General features: G+C 72.3%; 16 protein-coding genes. 5 read left to right on the top strand and 11 right to left on the bottom strand.

The genetic code is table 11. The features are described from left to right. Positions 1-91 precede the first annotated feature (91 nt). The gene (locus ABLE68_RS20325) at positions 92-766 is read left to right on the top strand and encodes a hypothetical protein (protein WP_348873805.1); all 675 of its coding nucleotides are present in this window, start codon (positions 92-94) and stop codon (positions 764-766) included. Here ABLE68_RS20325 and ABLE68_RS20320 read toward each other — a convergent pair. Both ABLE68_RS20320 and ABLE68_RS20315 read right to left on the bottom strand, forming a co-directional pair. Beyond that, on the bottom strand, positions 763-1,566 hold the full coding sequence (locus ABLE68_RS20320; protein WP_348874389.1) for a MaoC/PaaZ C-terminal domain-containing protein: 804 nt from the start codon (positions 1,564-1,566) through the stop codon (positions 763-765). The genes ABLE68_RS20325 and ABLE68_RS20320 overlap by 4 nt on opposite strands. Next, positions 1,566-2,912, bottom strand: a complete 1,347-nt coding sequence (locus tag ABLE68_RS20315; protein WP_348873804.1) for a 3-oxoacyl-ACP reductase — start codon at positions 2,910-2,912, stop codon at positions 1,566-1,568. The genes ABLE68_RS20320 and ABLE68_RS20315 overlap by 1 nt, the downstream gene beginning before the upstream one ends. Before the next feature lie 97 nt (positions 2,913-3,009). Between ABLE68_RS20315 and ABLE68_RS20310 the strand changes: the two genes are divergently transcribed. Next, entirely contained in the window at positions 3,010-4,296 is a 1,287-nt protein-coding gene (locus tag ABLE68_RS20310; protein ID WP_348873802.1) for an acetyl-CoA C-acetyltransferase, read from the top strand. Positions 4,297-4,356: 60 nt separating this feature from the next. Here ABLE68_RS20310 and ABLE68_RS20305 read toward each other — a convergent pair whose 3' ends face one another. Then, the gene (locus ABLE68_RS20305) at positions 4,357-5,037 is read right to left on the bottom strand and encodes a TetR/AcrR family transcriptional regulator (RefSeq protein ID WP_348873800.1); all 681 of its coding nucleotides are present in this window, start codon (positions 5,035-5,037) and stop codon (positions 4,357-4,359) included. 76 nt (positions 5,038-5,113) lie between these two features. Further along, complete coding sequence (locus ABLE68_RS20300; RefSeq protein ID WP_348873798.1) at positions 5,114-6,616, bottom strand: ATP-dependent DNA ligase; 1,503 nt, start codon at positions 6,614-6,616, stop codon at positions 5,114-5,116. Between the two features lie 44 nt (positions 6,617-6,660). Here ABLE68_RS20300 and ABLE68_RS20295 point away from each other — a divergent pair, with 44 nt between their 5' ends. Next, positions 6,661-7,677 carry an App1 family protein phosphatidate phosphatase gene (locus ABLE68_RS20295; protein ID WP_348873797.1) on the top strand — a complete coding sequence of 339 codons (1,017 nt, stop codon included), beginning with the start codon at positions 6,661-6,663 and terminating at the stop codon, positions 7,675-7,677. Next, on the top strand, positions 7,674-8,654 hold the full coding sequence (locus tag ABLE68_RS20290; protein WP_348873795.1) for a 5'-3' exonuclease: 981 nt from the start codon (positions 7,674-7,676) through the stop codon (positions 8,652-8,654). Before ABLE68_RS20295 ends, ABLE68_RS20290 begins: the two co-directional genes overlap by 4 nt. On the opposite strand, the gene ABLE68_RS20285 is transcribed toward ABLE68_RS20290, so the two are convergent. Then, complete coding sequence (locus ABLE68_RS20285) at positions 8,648-9,340, bottom strand: alpha/beta fold hydrolase (protein WP_348873793.1); 693 nt, start codon at positions 9,338-9,340, stop codon at positions 8,648-8,650. The two genes, ABLE68_RS20290 and ABLE68_RS20285, sit on opposite strands and share 7 nt — an antisense overlap. A gap of 64 nt (positions 9,341-9,404) precedes the next feature. Beyond that, a complete protein-coding gene (locus ABLE68_RS20280; RefSeq protein ID WP_348873792.1) occupies positions 9,405-10,190 on the bottom strand; it encodes an enoyl-CoA hydratase/isomerase family protein in 786 nt (261 codons plus the stop codon). Between the two features lie 53 nt (positions 10,191-10,243). On the opposite strand from ABLE68_RS20280, the gene ABLE68_RS20275 reads away from it, so the two are divergent. Next, entirely contained in the window at positions 10,244-11,173 is a 930-nt protein-coding gene (locus tag ABLE68_RS20275; RefSeq protein ID WP_348873790.1) for a DNA-3-methyladenine glycosylase family protein, read from the top strand. On the opposite strand, the gene ABLE68_RS20270 is transcribed toward ABLE68_RS20275, so the two are convergent. Genes ABLE68_RS20270 through ABLE68_RS20250 form a run of 5 tightly spaced genes read right to left on the bottom strand, consistent with a single transcriptional unit; the run spans position 11,170 to position 16,250 of the window. After that, positions 11,170-12,432: a phospholipase D-like domain-containing protein gene (locus ABLE68_RS20270; protein ID WP_348873788.1), complete on the bottom strand. Its 1,263-nt coding sequence runs from the start codon at positions 12,430-12,432 to the stop codon at positions 11,170-11,172. The genes ABLE68_RS20275 and ABLE68_RS20270 overlap by 4 nt on opposite strands. Positions 12,433-12,448: 16 nt before the next feature. Further along, positions 12,449-13,042 carry a GTP-binding protein gene (locus tag ABLE68_RS20265; protein WP_348873786.1) on the bottom strand — a complete coding sequence of 198 codons (594 nt, stop codon included), beginning with the start codon at positions 13,040-13,042 and terminating at the stop codon, positions 12,449-12,451. Continuing rightward, positions 13,023-13,370, bottom strand: a complete 348-nt coding sequence (locus ABLE68_RS20260; protein ID WP_348873784.1) for a DUF742 domain-containing protein — start codon at positions 13,368-13,370, stop codon at positions 13,023-13,025. The genes ABLE68_RS20265 and ABLE68_RS20260 overlap by 20 nt, the downstream gene beginning before the upstream one ends. Further along, on the bottom strand, positions 13,357-13,782 hold the full coding sequence (locus ABLE68_RS20255; RefSeq protein WP_348873783.1) for a roadblock/LC7 domain-containing protein: 426 nt from the start codon (positions 13,780-13,782) through the stop codon (positions 13,357-13,359). Before ABLE68_RS20255 ends, ABLE68_RS20260 begins: the two co-directional genes overlap by 14 nt. Further along, on the bottom strand, positions 13,779-16,250 hold the full coding sequence (locus ABLE68_RS20250) for a sensor histidine kinase (RefSeq protein ID WP_348873782.1): 2,472 nt from the start codon (positions 16,248-16,250) through the stop codon (positions 13,779-13,781). Before ABLE68_RS20250 ends, ABLE68_RS20255 begins: the two co-directional genes overlap by 4 nt. Positions 16,251-16,324 lie beyond the last annotated feature (74 nt).

Raw genomic sequence — 16,324 nt, 5'->3', positions numbered from 1 at the left:
CGTCGTCGCCAGCGCGAACATCCTCTACCGGCTCCCGGTCGGGACCGCCGTCCGAGCCCTCGACCAGGTCCTGGCCGAGGGACCTGACCTGGTGGGACTTCAGGAGTGGTACCCGACCCGGGTCGCCGCCCTGCGGGCGCGGGGCGAGGTGCGGTTGGCGCCGGGTGTCGGGCTTCCATCGGTGCCGGTCCCTGGCTCGCAGGCTTCCGGTGGCCCGTCGTACCACTGGGTGGCCACGCTCGCCGACGGCAACGTCGTCGGCGCACGCGCCGATCGGTTCGACCTGCTCTCCGCGCGCGCGGTCCTCACCGTCGGGCCGGCGCGCTGCGAACGGCCCGGACAGCTGCTGGGGATCGAGCCGCCGCGGTTCATCGGTGTCGGCGTCTTCCGCGACCGTGTGGTCGACCGCACGGTCGCGGTGCTGAGCTACCACCTCACCGCCGGGGTCCAGGTGCGCGGGAGCTACCGACCGGACCGCCCGCGGCTCACCGCGCGCCACGCGAGGGAGGTCAGGAGCCTTGCCGATCTCGTCGTCGAGCACCACCGGGCCGGCCACGTGGTCTACGCCGTGGGCGACTCCAACTTCGACGGCTTGCGACTGCCGACGCTGACGTCGGCGTGGGAGGGGCGCGAGGACGAGCCGGGGACCCTTGGCGACGGGCGGCGCAAGATCGACGACGTCCACGGGCCCGGTCCGGCCCACGACGTACGCCGGCTGGTGACCGCCTCGGACCACCAGGCGGTGGTGGCGACCAGGTGGGACTAGCGCGCCGTGCCGGCGAGGTGCGGTGCGCCCGACCTCGGGTTGGTGAGCGAGAAGGCGTAGCCGTCGTCGAGGTGGCGTGAGCCGAAGGCGACCGTGCCCGGGAGCAGGATCGGCTTCTTGAACGCGACGTCGACGCGCACGTGGTCGGGCAGCCGGTTCTCGAGGGCGCCGACGCAGCGGGCCATCGACCACATGCCGTGCGCGATCTGGCGCGGGAAGCCGAACGCTTTGGCGGTCAGGCCGTAGAGGTGGATCGGGTTGTGGTCGCCGGAGATGCCGGCGTACGTGCGTCCCAGGTCGCCCGGCAGCTTCCACGTCGTGCCGGTCGGGGGCGCCTCGGGGAAGGACGGGCTCGCTGCGGCAACGGCGTCGCCCTCACCCCGGCGCAGGAACGTCGAGGTCTCCTCCCACACCAGCTCGCCGCGCGAGTGGACGGTGGTGAGCAGGTCGAAGACCCGGCCCTTGGCGTGCGGCCGCAGGTTGTCGGGGCGTGCTGTCACCTGGAGCTTCTCGGTCACCGCGATCGGTCGGTGCTGGGTGATGGAGTTCTCCAGGTGCACCGTGCCGATCGCCGGGAACGGGAACGACCCGTCGGTCATGATCCGCATGTGCAGCTCGAAGGCGAGCAGGTGCGGGTAGGGCAGCGGCAGCACATCCTTGCGCGGGAAGCCGCAGAGGGCGGCGTACGCCGCGGCGTGCTCGACGTCGATCGGGACGTCGTGGCGCTCGAGGGAGAGCTCGGGGAGCTCGCTTCCCGCGCGGAGCTTGGGCAGCGCGGCCTTGACCAGCAGCGGGATCATCACGCCCCCAGCATCATCTGGCCGCAGACGCGGACCACGTTGCCGTTGACGGCGGTGGAGGCGGGGTTGGCGTACCACGCGATCGTCTCGGCGACGTCGACCGGCAGCCCACCCTGCGCCATCGCGTTGAGCCGCTGGCCGACCTCGCGGGTCGCGAACGGCACCGCCGCGGTCATCTGGGTGATGATGAAGCCGGGTGCGACGGCGTTGATGGTGATCCCGTCCTTCAGCTCGTCGGCGAGCGAGTCGACCAGGCCGATGACGCCGGCCTTGGACGCGGCGTAGTTGGTCTGCCCGACGTTGCCGGCGATGCCCGCGATCGAGGCCACGCCGATGATCGAGCCGCCCTTGTTGACGACGCCCTGGTCGAGCAGCTCGCGGGTGATCCGCTCGGGCGCGGTCAGGTTGACGGCGATCACGGACTCCCAGCGGTCACCGCTGTCCGAGGGAGCCATGTTGGCGAGCTTCCTGTCGCGGGTGATGCCGGCGTTGTGGACGACGACGTCGACGCCGCCGTGCTTGGTCGACAGGTGGTGGGCGATCCGCTGGGGCGCGTCCTTCGCGGTGATGTCGAGGACGAGGTGGTCGCCGTCGAGCTCCTTCATCACGCCCTGCAGCTCGCTGGCCGCCTGGGGCACGTCGACGCCGACGACGGTCGCGCCGTCGCGGTGCAAGACCCGCGCGATCTGCTCGCCGATGCCGCGGCTGGCGCCGGTCACCAGCGCGACCTTGCCCTCGAGCGGTCGGGTCCAGTCGGTGACCGGGCCGGGCTTGGCGGCGCCGTGGGCGCCGATCCGCACGACCTGCCCGGAGACGTAGGCCGACTTGGGGGAGAGCAGGAACGCGAGCGTGCTCGCGACCGCGCCCTCGGCCCCGTCGGCGACGTACACGAGCTGGACGGCGCCGCCGCGGCCGATCTCCTTGCCGAGGCTGCGGGTGAAGCCCTCGAGCGCGCGCTGGGCGACCCGCTCGCTGCCCGTCACCTGCTCGGGCGGCGTGCCGAGCACGACCACGCGGGGGCAGCGGTCGAGGCTGCGCAGGAGCGGGGTGAAGAAGTCGCGGAGCGCGACCAGCTGGTCGGAGCTGGTCAGCCCGGTCGCGTCGAAGACGAGGCCGCGGTACGTCGAGTCCGCGTCGGTCTCGCCGACAGCCGCGATGCCGAGGGTGTCGAGGATCCCGACCAGCGACTCGGCCAGCCGGCCGCGTCCGCCGACGGCCACGGTGCCGTCGACGAGCGGCGCGCCCTCGACGTACCGCTCCAGCTTGGTGGGTGCCGGCAGGCCGAGGTTCTTGGTGATCAGGCCGCCGATCGAGGACGACGCGAAGCCCTGGTAGAGATCAGTCATGGTGACGATGCAACTCCCTGTGTAACTCGATGTCCACTTTTCGTGACGTGCCCCTCATAGCCTTCTCTGTGCCCGATGTGCGGGCAAGGATGAGTGCATGGTCACCACAGGCAGCACGCGTCCCGTCGGCATCGTGGGCGGCAACCGGATCCCGTTCGCCCGCTCGAACACCGTCTACAGCGACGTCTCCAACCAGGACATGCTCACCGCCGCGATCGACGGACTGGTCGAGCGGTTCGGCCTCGAGGGCGAGCGCCTCGGCGAGGTCGTGGCCGGCGCGGTGCTCAAGCACTCGCGCGACTTCAACCTCACGCGGGAGTCGGTGCTCGGCTCGAAGCTGTCGCCCGAGACGCCCGCGATCGACATCCAGCAGGCCTGCGGCACCGGCCTGCAGGCGGCGATCGAGGTCGCGAACAAGATCGCGCTCGGCAAGTACGACGTCGGCGTGGCCGGCGGCACGGACACCACCTCGGACGCCCCGGTCGCGATCGGCGACAAGCTGCGCAAGAAGCTGATGAAGGTCAACGCCGCGCGCGACACGGTCGGCAAGGCAAAGGCCCTCGGTGCGATCCGGCCCGGCGACATCGGGCTCGAGATCCCGCAGAACGGCGAGCCGCGCACCGGCCTCTCGATGGGGGAGCACGCCGCGCTCACCGCGCTCGAGTGGCAGGTCAGCCGCGAGGAGCAGGACGAGCTCACCGCAGCGTCGCACCAGCACCTGGCGGCGGCGTACGACGCGGGCTTCCTCGACGACCAGCTGACGCCGTTCCGCGGGGTGACGCGCGACCAGAACCTCCGTCCCGACTCGACCGTCGAGAAGCTCGCCACGCTCAAGCCGGTCTTCGGCCGCGGCGAGGCGGCCACGATGACGGCCGGCAACTCGACCCCGCTGACCGACGGCGCATCGGTCGTCCTGCTCGCCTCCGACGAGTGGGCCGAGGAGCACGGCCACCCGGTGCTCGCCTACCTCGCCGACTACGAGACCGCCGCGGTCGACTACGTGCACGGTGGCGAGGGGCTGCTCATGGCTCCGGCGTACGCCGTGCCGCGGATGCTGGCGCGCAACGGCCTGACCCTGCAGGACTTCGACTTCTACGAGATCCACGAGGCGTTCGCCTCGCAGGTGCTCTCGACGCTCAAGGCGTGGGAGGACCCGGTCTTCTGCAAGGAGCGGCTCGGCCTCGACGCGCCGCTGGGCTCGATCGATCGGACGAAGCTGAACGTCAACGGCTCCTCGCTCGCCGCGGGCCACCCGTTCGCCGCGACCGGTGGCCGGATCCTCAACGTCGCCGCGAAGCTGCTCGCGGAGAAGGGCTCCGGCCGCGCGCTGATCTCGATCTGCGCCGCCGGGGGTCAGGGCGTCGTGGCGATCCTGGAGCGCTGATCTCGCCGGGACGTCATACGAACGGTGCGTCCCCTTGCTCCGACCGTATGACGTCCTGGATCACCGGGTCGCGAGCGACAGCGCGGTGTGCACCATGAACTCGCGGACCTGCTCCGGCGAGATGGTGCCGACGGTCGGGATGCCGGGTGCGGCCTCCTTGACCAGGATGCCGACGCGGGCGAGCTGGAGGGCCCCGAGGCCGCTCGCGTAGAGCGTGTTGGCGAGCAGCACCGGGTCGTCGATCGTGAACGCCCCGGAGGCGACGCCGTCCTCGAGGACCGCGGTCAGCAGTGCCAGGCACGACGAGATGCCGCGGCCGAGCCGGAAGAGCGCGCTCTCCGACATCTCGTCGAGGAGCTCGGGTCCGGTACGCCGCATCAGGGTCTGCGCGCAGTCGACGAAGGCGGGGTGGCTGACGCCGTAGTCGACGAACGCACCGACGAGAGCGGACAACCGGGCGGCGGGCTTCTTCTTCGAGGCGGCAGCCTCGGCCAGCTGCTCGCAGAGCTCGTCGAGGTAGCTCACCAGGGTGAGGGCGAACAGCTCCTCCTTGCCGGTGAAGTGCCGGTAGACGATCGCGCGGTTGATGCCGACCGCCTTCGCGATGTCCTCGATCTGCGCGTCGCGCACGCCGCGCTGGTCGAAGAGCGCCCGGGTCGCCGCGATGATGTCCCGCTCGCGCGCGCGGCGCCGAGCGGCAGCCGCGGTCCGGCGGCCGTCTGTCTCCGGCTGGGTCGTCATGTCGACATCGTAGGGCTCGTGCAACTCGGAGTTGCACAACTGTGACGAGTCCTGCGATCCAGGTCGGGGACGGGCCTCAGCCCAGGAACGACTGAACCGTCTCGATCGTGTCGGCCTCGGCAGCGGTCTTGTCGTCGCGGTAGCGGACCACCCGCGCGAAGCGGAGCGCGACGCCGCCCGGGTAGCGGGTCGAGCGCTGCACGCCGTCGAAGGCGATCTCGACGACCTGGATCGGCTCGACGTGCACGACGTACGACGACCGCGAGGTCTCCAGCTCCTGGAAGCGCTCGGTCTGCCAGGCCAGCATCTCGTCGGTCATGCCCTTGAACGTCTTGCCCAGCATGACGAACCCGCCCTCCGAGTTGCGGGCGCCCAGGTGGATGTTGGAGAGCCAGCCCTCGCGGCGACCCGAGCCCCACTCGACGGCGAGCACGACCAGGTCGAGGGTGTGGACCGGTTTGACCTTGACCCAGGAGGAGCCCCGCCGGCCGGCGTCGTACGGCGCGTCGAGGGCCTTGACCACCACGCCCTCGTGGCCGGAGCCGAGGGTCTCGTCGAGGAAGGCCCGAGCGGCAGCAGGGTCGGCCGTCACGAGCCGCGGGACCCGGTGGTCGGCCGGGACCAGCCGCTCGAGCGCAGCCGCGCGCGAGGAGGCGGGCGAGTCGAGCAGGTCCTGGCCGTCGAGCGCCAGCACGTCGAAGAAGTACGGCGTGACGCGGACTCCCTCGGCCATGGCGGTGCGCGACGCCGTTTCCTGGAAGGGCCGCGGGCGTCCGGCGTCGTCGAGCGCCAGCGCCTCGCCGTCGAGCACGAACGACGTGGCCGGCAGCGCGAGCGCGACCTCGACGACCTCGGGCAGCCGCGCGGTGATGTCCTCCAGCGAGCGGGTGACGACCAGCACCGAGTCGCCGGACCGGTGCACCTGGATCCGGATGCCGTCGAGCTTGACGTCGACCGCGACCTCGGCGCCTGCGCCGGCCTTCACGAGAGCGGCCTCGATGTCAGGTGCGCTGGAGGCGAGCATCGGCAGCACCGGCCGACCGACCTCGAGCGAGAAGGAGTCCAACGCGTCCTCTCCCGAGAACGCCGCAGCCGCGACCGCCACCGTCGAACCAGCGAGCATCGCGGCGCGGCGTACGGCGGCGAGCGGCACCTCGGCAGCGACGGCGAGCCCCTCCTGCACGAGCGAGTCGAGCGCGCCCTGCCGGACCGCGCCGGTGACGACCGCGCGCAGCCACTCCTGCTCGGCAGCCGTCGCGCGGCCGAAGAGGTCGGCGACCGCCGACGCCCGTGCGCCCTGGGACCCGGCGCCGGACAGGGCGGCGATCTGCTCGAAGGCCTCGTGGACCTCGGTGACGGTCAACGTCGGCGCGTCGGCCGGCGACGGCAGCGAGCCGACGCCACGCCACCCGAGACCGGTGCGTCGCTGGCGCAGCGCGCCGCCGACGTAGGCCGTCACCGTCTCGAGCTCGTCGGGTGAGGCGTCGGCGAGCAGCGCGGCGATCGCCGCGACCTTGGCCTTGCGGGACCGGGTGGCCGCGACGGTCCCGGAGGTGGTGACGACGTCGGCGAGGAGCACGGGTCCATTCAAGACGATGCTGCCGACATCAGTAGGTTGGCGGCGTGGGACGGAAGCAGGACCTCCTGGTCGGCGCCGAGAAGCTGTGGGACGGCGTCCGGCGCGGTCGCAAGGCGCGCAAGGTGCCGGAGCACTTCCGGATCGAGTCGTACGGCGGGCACGGTGGCGCCGCGGGCGTCGTGGTGCGCGGGCGGGTGCTCGACAACCCGCCGCCGTCGGCCGCCGAGGACGGCGAGGGCGTGGGCGCGGCGGTGCGCCGGAGCCTCAGCCAGTTCGTGACCGACGAGCTGCCGAAGGTCCCGCTGAGGATCACCGTGGGGGACGCCGAGGCAGAGACCGTCACCGACGGCGAGGGCTACTTCCGCGTCGAGCTGAGGCCCACCGAGGTCACGAGCCCGTGGGTCGTCGGCAGCGTCGAGCTGGTCACGCCGTACCGCGGGCTGACCGACCCCCACGCGACACCGGCGATGCTCCGGGTGCCGGCCGCGGACGCCGCGTTCGGCGTCATCTCCGACATCGACGACACGATCATCGAGACCGGCGTGCAGAAGGTCGCGGAGATGCTCATCCAGACGTTCGCGGGCTCGGCGCTGACGCGGGTGCCGTTCGAGGGTGCTCCCGAGCTCTACCGCGACCTCGCCGCGGCCGGGAACCCGTTCTTCTACGTCTCGTCGAGCCCCTGGAACCTCCACTCCTTCCTGAGCGCCTTCCTCGAGCACCGCGCCTTCCCGCTCGGCCCGCTCCTGCTCCGCGACCTGATCGGCACGCGCGCGGGACGCGCCCGCAAGCACGAGCGGATCGAGGAGATCCTCGGCCTGCACCCGAGGCTGTCGTTCGTGCTGATCGGCGACTCCGGCGAGCACGACCCCCAGATCTACGCCGACATCGTCCGCGACCACCCGGGCCGGATCCTCGCCGTCTACATCCGCGAGGTCCGCCTCGACCCCGGCGACGGCCGCGTCGAGGCGGTCACCGACGGGTGGGAGCACGACGTGCCGTTCGTGCTGGCGGCCGACAGCGACGCCGTACGACGCCACGCGACGACCCTGGGACTGCTGTGAGCGACGACCGGCTCCTGCTCGCCGTCGACGCACCGTCGCTGCTCCACCGCAACCACCACGCGCGCGTCGACTCGGACCTGCGCGACCAGAGCGGGCGGCCCGTCTGGGCGCTGCACGGGATGCTGCGCCAGATCCTCGAGGCCATCGACCAGTTCGCGCCCGACGCCGTGCTCTTCGGCCTCGACGACCGGCGGACGTCGGTCCGTGAGCTGGCCTACCCGGCGTACAAGGCGGGTCGCGCCGCGAAGGACCCCGAGCTCGTCGACCAGCTCGAGCGCGCCGCCGACCTGCTCGACGCCCTCGGCCTGCTCACCGTCACCCCCGACGGGCTCGAGGCCGACGACGTCAACGCGTCGGCGGCGACCTGGGCCGAGCGCGAGGGCTGGCGCTGCGTGCTCATCACCTCGGACCGCGACGCGTTCGCGCACATCAGCGACCGCACCCAGGTGCTGCGCCTGATCACCGGCGGGATCAACGGGTCGCCGCTGCTCGGCCCTGCGGGGCTGCGGGCGATGTACGGCGTCGCGCCCGAGAACTACCTCGAGTTCGCGGCTCTGCGCGGCGACACCAGCGACAACCTGCCCGGCGTGCCCGGGATCGGCGAGAAGACCGCGCCGATGCTGCTCGACCTGATGGGCTCGATGCGGGCCGTGTGGGCCGACATCGACCACTGCGACGGGGCCACGCTGGTCGCGACCATCGACTCCTGGTGCGAGGAGACCGGTCAGCGGCGGATGGGCTCGGCGCTGCTCAAGCGGCTCAGCGCAGAGGGCGCTCGCGAGCGGTTCGACTTCAACCTCTCGATGATGTCCGGGCGCACCGACCTCGACCTCGGGCTCACGCCCGACGAGCCCGGCACGCCCGGACTGCTGCCGCTCGACCCGGAGCGCGTGCTCCGGGTCGTCGGCTACCTCGGCGTACCCGCCACCACCGACCTGGCCCTGCGGGTGCTGACCGAGCCTCCGGCCAGTTACTGAACGCCGGCGGCGGCCGCCTCGATCAGCTCGACCACCTTCGCGGGCTGCGACACCATCGGCACGTGGCTCGACTCGACCTCGACGGTGGTCGCGCCCATCCGCGCCGCGAACTGGCGCTCGGCGTCCGGCGGGATCGCCTCGTCGTTGGTGGCGACGAGGAACCAGCTCGGGTGGTCCTTCCACGCCGGGTGGCCCATCACGTCGCCGAAGACCGACAGCGACGTCGCCTGCTGCACGGCGAACATCACGCGGGCCTTCGCGGGGTCGACGTCGGAGGCGAAGTGGCCGACGAAGTCGTCCTCGGGCAGCCACGCGAAGCCGAGCGCGTCGACGTCGAGGTGGGCCAGCGCCGGGCTCGGCGGGCCGCCCTCGACCAGGGCGCCGATCGACTCACCCTCGTCGAGGCCGAAGGCCGCGATGTAGACGAGGCCGACGACGTTCGGGGCGTCCTCACCGAGGGCGGTGATGATCTGGCCGCCGTACGAGTGGCCCACGACGATGGTCGGGCCGCTCTGCCGGTTGAGCACCTGCCGGAGCCGCGCCACGTCGGCGGCGAGGGAGGTCTCGGGGAACTGGGGCGCGGTGACGGAGTACCCGCGCTCGTGGAGCTGGCTGATGACGGCGCTCCAGCAGGAGCCGTCGGCCCAGGCGCCGTGCACCAGGACGATGTGGGGGAGATCGGTCATGCACCGACGCTAGTCGTCATGGACGCGCTCCCACCATGGGCCAGATGGGCTGTTCAGGGGGTGTTCACCAGCCGGGCGGCAGCGAGGTGAAGTCGGGCTCCCGGCCCTCGGCGAAGGCCGTGAGCGCCTCGATGTTGGCCGGCCCGCCCATCAGCTCGGCGAAGGCGGCGTTCTCGCGCTCGCGTGCGGCGGCGATGCCGGCCTTGAGCGGCTCGGTCATGGTGCGCTTCACCGCGATCAGCGACGAGATCGGCCGGGCAGCGAGCAGCTCGGCGTGCCGCCGCGCTTCCGGCAGCAGGTCGTCGGGCTCGCAGACCCGCCAGACCAGCCCCATCTCCTTCGCCTCCTGCGCGCCGATCCACTCGGCCGAGAGCAGCACCCACGCGGCGTCCTGGCGGCCGAGCAGCTGGGGGAGGAGGTACGACGAGGCCGCCTCGGGGGCCACACCCAGGCTGGTGAAGGGGCACTTGAGGCGCGCCGTGGTCGACATGAAGGCGAGGTCGGCGAAGCCGAGGATCGTCGTACCGATGCCGAGGCCGACGCCGTTGACCGCGCAGACCAGCGGCTTGGGGAAGTCGACCAGGGCGTCCAGCAGTCCCATGAACCCGTGCTTGCCGGGCACGAAGTCGGGGTCGCTGACGCGCGCGTGCATCTCGAGCAGGTCGGTGCCCGCGCTGAAGCCGCGGCCGTTGCCGGTCAGCAGCACGACGGCGACGGCCGGGTCGTCGGCCGCGTCCCGCAGCGCCTCGGTCGTGGCGTCGTAGAGCGCCTCGTTGAAGGCGTTGAGCGCGTCCGGCCGGTCCAGGGTGAGCGTGCGGACCCGGTTGCGGTCCTCGATCTGCAGCGTCATGGCAGCAGACTAGAACGTGTTCCACTGTCGGAGGCCCGGGCTAGGGTCGAGCCGTGGACGGACGGGTGCGGGAGTGGCGACCGGGCTGGCCCTGCTCCGTGTCGTCCGTGCTGCGGATCCACAAGCGCGGCGGTGGTGACCCGACGTACAAGATCGTCGGCGAGCGCCACTGGCGCGGCATCCGTACGCCGCAGGGGTCGGTCACCCTGGCGGTCGAGTCGCGCGCGGCCGACGGTGTGGTGCGTGCCGAGGCCTGGGGGCCGGGAGCCGAGTGGGTGCTCGAGTCCCTGCCCGCGCTGCTCGGGGCGGACGACGACGTCCGGGGCTTCGAGCCGCGCCACCCGGTGGTCGAGCAGGCGTGGCGGCGCTACGACCACCTGCGCATCGGACGCACCGGCCTGGTGATGGAGGCGCTCACCCCGGCGATCATCGAGCAGAAGGTGACCGGTCAGGAGGCGTTCGCGGGCTTCCGGATGCTCGTCCACCGCTACGGCGAGCGCGCACCCGGCCCGGGCGGCGACCTCAAGCTGTGGGTCCAGCCGTCGGCCGACACGATCCGCCAGGTGCCGTCGTGGGAGTGGCTGCGCATGCACGTCGACCCGGCCCGGTCCCGCACGCTCGTCAACGCCGCCCGGGTGGCCGACTCGCTCGAGCGCACCGTCGGGCTGCCCGGAGACGAGGTCGAGCGACGGCTCACGTCACTGCCCGGGATCGGCGTCTGGACCGCCGCCGAGGTGCGCCAGCGCGCCCACGGCGACCCCGACGCGGTGTCCTTCGGCGACTACCACGTGGCCGCCGACCTCGGCTGGGCCGTCGCCGGCCGTCCCTACACCGACGACGAGATGGCGGAGTTCCTCGAGCCGTGGCGCCCCCATCGCGGCCGGGTGCCCACACTGCTCGCCCTCCAGGTCGGCCGCCGACCGCGCCACGGCGCCCGGATGGCGCCGCGCACCCACCTGCCGGCGAAGGTGACGCGCAACTAGAGCAGTGGCCGCAGCGGCGCGAGGATCATCTCGGTGAACTTCCGGTGCAGGTCGCGGGCCTCCCACTCCGCCCGGGTGAGCTCGAGGCAGTTCGACTCGTCGGCGCGGTAGATCTCCTCCAGCGCCTGGGCGAACGCCTCGTCGATGACCTCGACGTTGATCTCGTAGTTGCCCTGGAGGCTGAGCCGGTCGACGTTCGCCGTCCCGACCGTCGACCAGGTGCCGTCGATGGTCGACGTCTTCGCGTGCACCATCGCGTCCTTGAAGCGGAAGACCCGGACACCGGCGTTGAGCAGCTGGGAGAAGTAGCCGCGCGAGATCCAGTCGGCCACGATGTGGTTGGACTTCAGCGGCAGCAGGAGGCGTACGTCGACCCCGCGGCCCGCCGCCTGCTTCATCGCGTCGACGAAGTCCTGGTCGGGGCAGAAGTAGGCGTGCGTCATCCAGACGTTGACCGACGCGCGGTTGATCGCCTCGATGTACATCGACCGGATGGGGAACATCCACAGCCGCGGCACGTTGCGGTGGAACCGGATCCGCGACTCCCAGGTCGACGAGGTCTCGAGGAGCAGCGGGCGCTCCGAGTGGCCGATCCGGCGCCGCCGGTTGAGGTTCCAGAAGTCCGCGAACGCCCGCTTGAGGTCCCACACGCCGGGGCCGGTGATCCGGACGTGGGTGTCGCGCCACTCGGTGGCGTACGGCGTACCGATGTTGTAGCCGCCGACGAAGCCGACGGCGTCGTCGACGACCAGGATCTTGCGGTGGTCGCGGCCGTAGCGGGCGAGGTCGAAGAACTTCCAGCCCGCCGGGTAGATCGGGTAGCGCAGCACCTTCATCGTGGCCGGGAAGCGCTTGAACCGCGGCGACACGACCAGGTTGGCGAACCCGTCGTAGACGCAGTAGACCTCGACGCCGCGGTCGGCGGCCGCCGCGAGGGCCGCCTTGAACCGTTCGCCGGTCTCGTCGCCCTTCCAGATGTAGGTCTCGAAGAGGATCTGTCTCTGGGCGCCGTCGATCGCGGCCAGCATGTCGTCGTAGAGGTCCTGCCCGTAGGTGTACGGCGTGAGCGTGCCGTCACCGACCGGCACCGGCCTGGGCGGGGTGATGGGGAAGGGCTTCGGCTTCTTGCCGCGGCGCCGGTAGGAGTCGACGAGCGACATCCCGATCGCGAGCGCGAGCTGGACACCGACCACGGTGAGCAGCGTGCGGCGCAGGATCCGCAGCACCCGCTCGGTGGGAGAGGGGATCCGGATGCTCACGGCCCCAATCTAGCCACTACCGAGCCGACACCTGGACGGCCCCGGTGAGCTGCTCGAGGGAGTACTCCGTCACGCGGACCAGCGCCTGCTTCACCGACTCGCGGCGGCGAGCGTCGATGCGGATGATCGGGACGCCGGGTGAGAGGGCGAGCGCCGAGCTGATCGCGTCGAGCGCGTACTCCCCGGCATCCTCGAACTGGTTGACCGCGACGATGAACGGGATCCCCTTCTGCTCGAAGTAGTCGAGCGGGGAGAACGCCTCGTCGAGCCGCTCGGTGTCCACGACGACGATCGCGCCGATGGCGCCGACGCAGAGGTCGTCCCACATGAACCAGAAGCGCCGCTGGCCCGGCGTACCGAAGAGGTAGAGCACCAGGTCCTCGTCGAGGGTGATCCGGCCGAAGTCCATGGCGACCGTGGTGGTCGCCTTGCGCGGTACCGCGGCGAGGTCGTCGATGCCCTCGGACTCGTTGGTCACCAGGGCCTCGGTGCGCAGCGGCACGATCTCGGAGACCGCCCCGACGAGGGTGGTCTTGCCGACGCCGAAGCCGCCGGCGATGACGATCTTGGTCGACGCGGCGGTCCGCGGGTCAGAGCGTGCGTAGTCCACGGAGGGTCCTCTCGATCAGCTCACGACGCTCGTCGAGCGACGAGTCGTCCTGCAGGGTCGCCTGGACCCGCACGTGTCCCATCTCGACCAGGTCGGCGACCAGGACGCGCACGACGCCGATCGGCATGGCCAGCCACGCGGACACCTCGGCGACCGACCGTCGGTCGCAGACCTCGAGCACCTGGCTGAGTGGCCCGTCGACAGGGTCGGCGGACCCGAGGCGGCGCAATGTCGCCTCGATGGGCAGGTCGACCTGGGGCGTGGTCCGGCCGGCGGTCAGCGTGAACGGGCGGACGCGGACCGCGGCCCGCTCCTCACTCGTGGACACGGGCCCTGGCCTGGACCATCCGGCCGACCCGGTCCACCAGGAGCGCCATCTCGTAGCCGACCTGCCCGATGTCGGCGGAGTCCTGGGTGAGCACGGCCAGGTGGGACCCGTCGCCGACGCTCATCAGGAGCAGGTAGCCGTGCTGCATCTCGATCACCGTCTGCAGCACCGCGCCGCCGTCGAAGAGCCGGGCCGCACCGACCGCCAGGCTGGCCACGCCGGACGACACCGCCGCGACCTGCTCGGCGCGCTCCTCCGGGATGCCCGCGCTGGCGGCCATCAGCAACCCGTCGGCCGAGACCAGGATGGCGTGCGCCGCCGACGGCACCTCGTCGACGAACCGGCTGACGACCCAGTCGAGGTCGCGCGGCGCGCCCCCGAGGTCGGCGGTGGTGAGGGTGCTCTCGCTCATGCTGGGCCTGCTTCCTGCCGGGACGGGTCGGGAGGTACGACGGCCGTGCGACCGCGTGAGACGCCGGCGGCGTGCGCGGCCAACCGGGCCCGGATCGCGTCGGGGTCACGGACGACCGCGGTGTCGGCGGGTGTCACCCCGCCGGGGACCAGGTGCTGACCCGGTCGGCGGATCGGCAGCCCGGCCGGGGTGAGCTGGGCGACCGGCACCTCCGCGACCCGGTCCGCGGCCTGCCAGCCGGCCTCGATCTCGGAGGTCGACCAGGGCTGCGCGGCGTCGCCGCTGAACCAGTTCGACTGCAGCGTCTGGAAGATCGGGGTCGCGTCGGTCAGCAGCGGCACCTGGACGTCGGCGTCGAGGAACCCGTGCTCCTCAGCGGGGACCGGCACCGGAGCTGCGGCGGGCACCGGGACAGGGTCCGGCTCCCGTCGCGGCTCCGGCACCGACACGGAGACCGGTTGCGGGACGGGGTCCGGCTCCGGTTCCGGCTCGGGCACCCGCTCGGCGAGCCACTCGGCGAGCACCCGGCGTTGGGGGAGCCCGGCGGCTGCCGGGGTCCCGGTCTGCGGCTCGATCGACCTCGCCACGAGGTCGACCGGGTCAGGGGCGGTCGCCACGACGCGCTCGGGGACCCGCTCGGGCAGCGGCGTCGGCGCGGGCACCGCCGCGGCCGGCTCCGGCTGGCCGTGGAGGAGCTGGGCGGGGAGCACCACGCGGGCCGTCGTACCGCCGTCGGCGTTGGGTTCCAGCTGGACCCGCAGGCCGTGGCGGCGCGCGAGGCGGCTGACCACCAGCAGGCCCATCCGGCGGGCCGTGTCGGCGGTGACCTCGCCGCCGGAGAGGAGCTGGGCGTTGAGGCGGGCGAGCTCGTCGTCGGGGATGCCGAGGCCGGCGTCGGCGATCTCGACGAGGACCCCCGCGATCGACGCGGTGGTCTGCACGCGCACGACGCTCGTGGGCGGGGAGTAGCTCAGCGCGTTGTCGACCAGCTCGGTCAGGAGGTGCACGACGTCCGGCGCCGCGGTCGCGCTGATCCGGGCGCTCGGGGTCGAGACGAACTGCACCCGCTGGTAGTCCCGCACGCCCGCGATCGCTGCCTGCAGCACGTCGGAGACCGTGAGCGCGGTGCCGTCGCCGGCCAGGGCAGGGGCGTCGGCGAGGACCATCAGGCTGTCCGCCGTACGACGCATGCGGGACGCGAGGTGGTCGAGCCGGAAGAGGCTGTCGAGCCGCCGGGGGTTCTCCTCGTCCTGCTCGAGGCTCTCGATCAGGCCGAGCTGCTGGTTGATCAGCGAGGTGTTGCGGCGCGACAGGGTGACGAACATGTCGCCCACCTGGGTGCGCAGCTCGGCCTCGCCCGCCGCCAGCGTGATCGCCTGGCGGTGCATCTCGTCGAAGGCGCGGGCGACCTGCCCGATCTCCTCGTCGGTGTCGACGTCGATCGGGGTGATCTCGCCCGGCGCCTCGCCGGCGCGGATCCGCTCGACGGTCTCAGGCAGCTCGACGTGGGCCACCTGCAGGGCGCCGTCGCGCACCCGCCGGATCGGACGGGTCAGCGTCCTGGCCACCAGGAGCGCCAGGAGGGCGGCGACCAGGAGGGCCGCGCCGGTGACCACGGCGCTCGCGACCGCGAGCAGTCGTGCCCTCCCGGCCGCCGCGGTCAGGTGGCTGTCGATCTCCGCCAGCAGGTTCGGGGTGAGCGTGTCGTACGGCGCGTAGGCGCCGTGGCCGCCCAGGTCGACGCCGCCGCCGCTGACCTCGCCGAAGCGCCGGGCGTTGCCCTGCGTCATCGCGCTCACCTGGGGCTGCGTGCTGCCGAGGGCGGCCCCCAGGCGGTCGATCGCAGCCGCCTCGACCCCGAGCTCCGAGGCCAGGTCGATGGGGTTGGCGTCCGCGCCGTCGTCGTACGCGACCTGGAACTGCTGCATCGACAGCGACAGGCGACCGTCCAGCGCCTGGCCGAGGACCAGCAGGAGCGGCTCGGGCTGCAGCTGCTCGTTGACGATGTCGGTGATCAGCTGGGTCACACCGGCGTGGAGCTGGCGCACCTGCGAGACGGACTGGCCGACGCTGAGGTACGCCGTACCGTCGCGCAGCTGCGTGCTGAGGTCGAGGATCGAGTCCGCCTGGGCGCGCTGGGTCGGGCTGAGGTCGGCGGCGTCGGCGGCTGCGGCGAAGTCGTCGGCAGCGGCGTTGACCTCGACGACCGCCTTGTCGCGCTCGGCGTCGACGGCCGCGGTCTTGCGGCGGGCGAGGACCGACGCGTCCTCGGCGGCGTCGAGGTAGGCGACGGCGGACGGCAGCACCGTCACCTGGCTGGCCGCCGCGGCGTGGTCGGCGTTGTTGCCCACCTCCTTGGCGACGCGCAGGCTGCCGAAGGTGGCGGCGAAGAGCATGGGTACGGCGAGCGCCAGCGCCAGCTTGCGTCGCAACGGCCAGCCGGAGACGTTCGGTAGTTTCCGTGACATCGACATCCCCTAGGTCACGAGGCGATGATCTGACCGCCCAGCCTTGCCCCTGGGGGAGTCGCGCCACATCGGCC

The sequence above is a fragment of the Nocardioides pollutisoli genome (genome assembly GCF_040045055.1).
GTDB lineage: Bacteria > Actinomycetota > Actinomycetes > Propionibacteriales > Nocardioidaceae > Nocardioides > Nocardioides tweenelious.
This window is presented reverse-complemented; position numbering and strand designations above follow the sequence as displayed.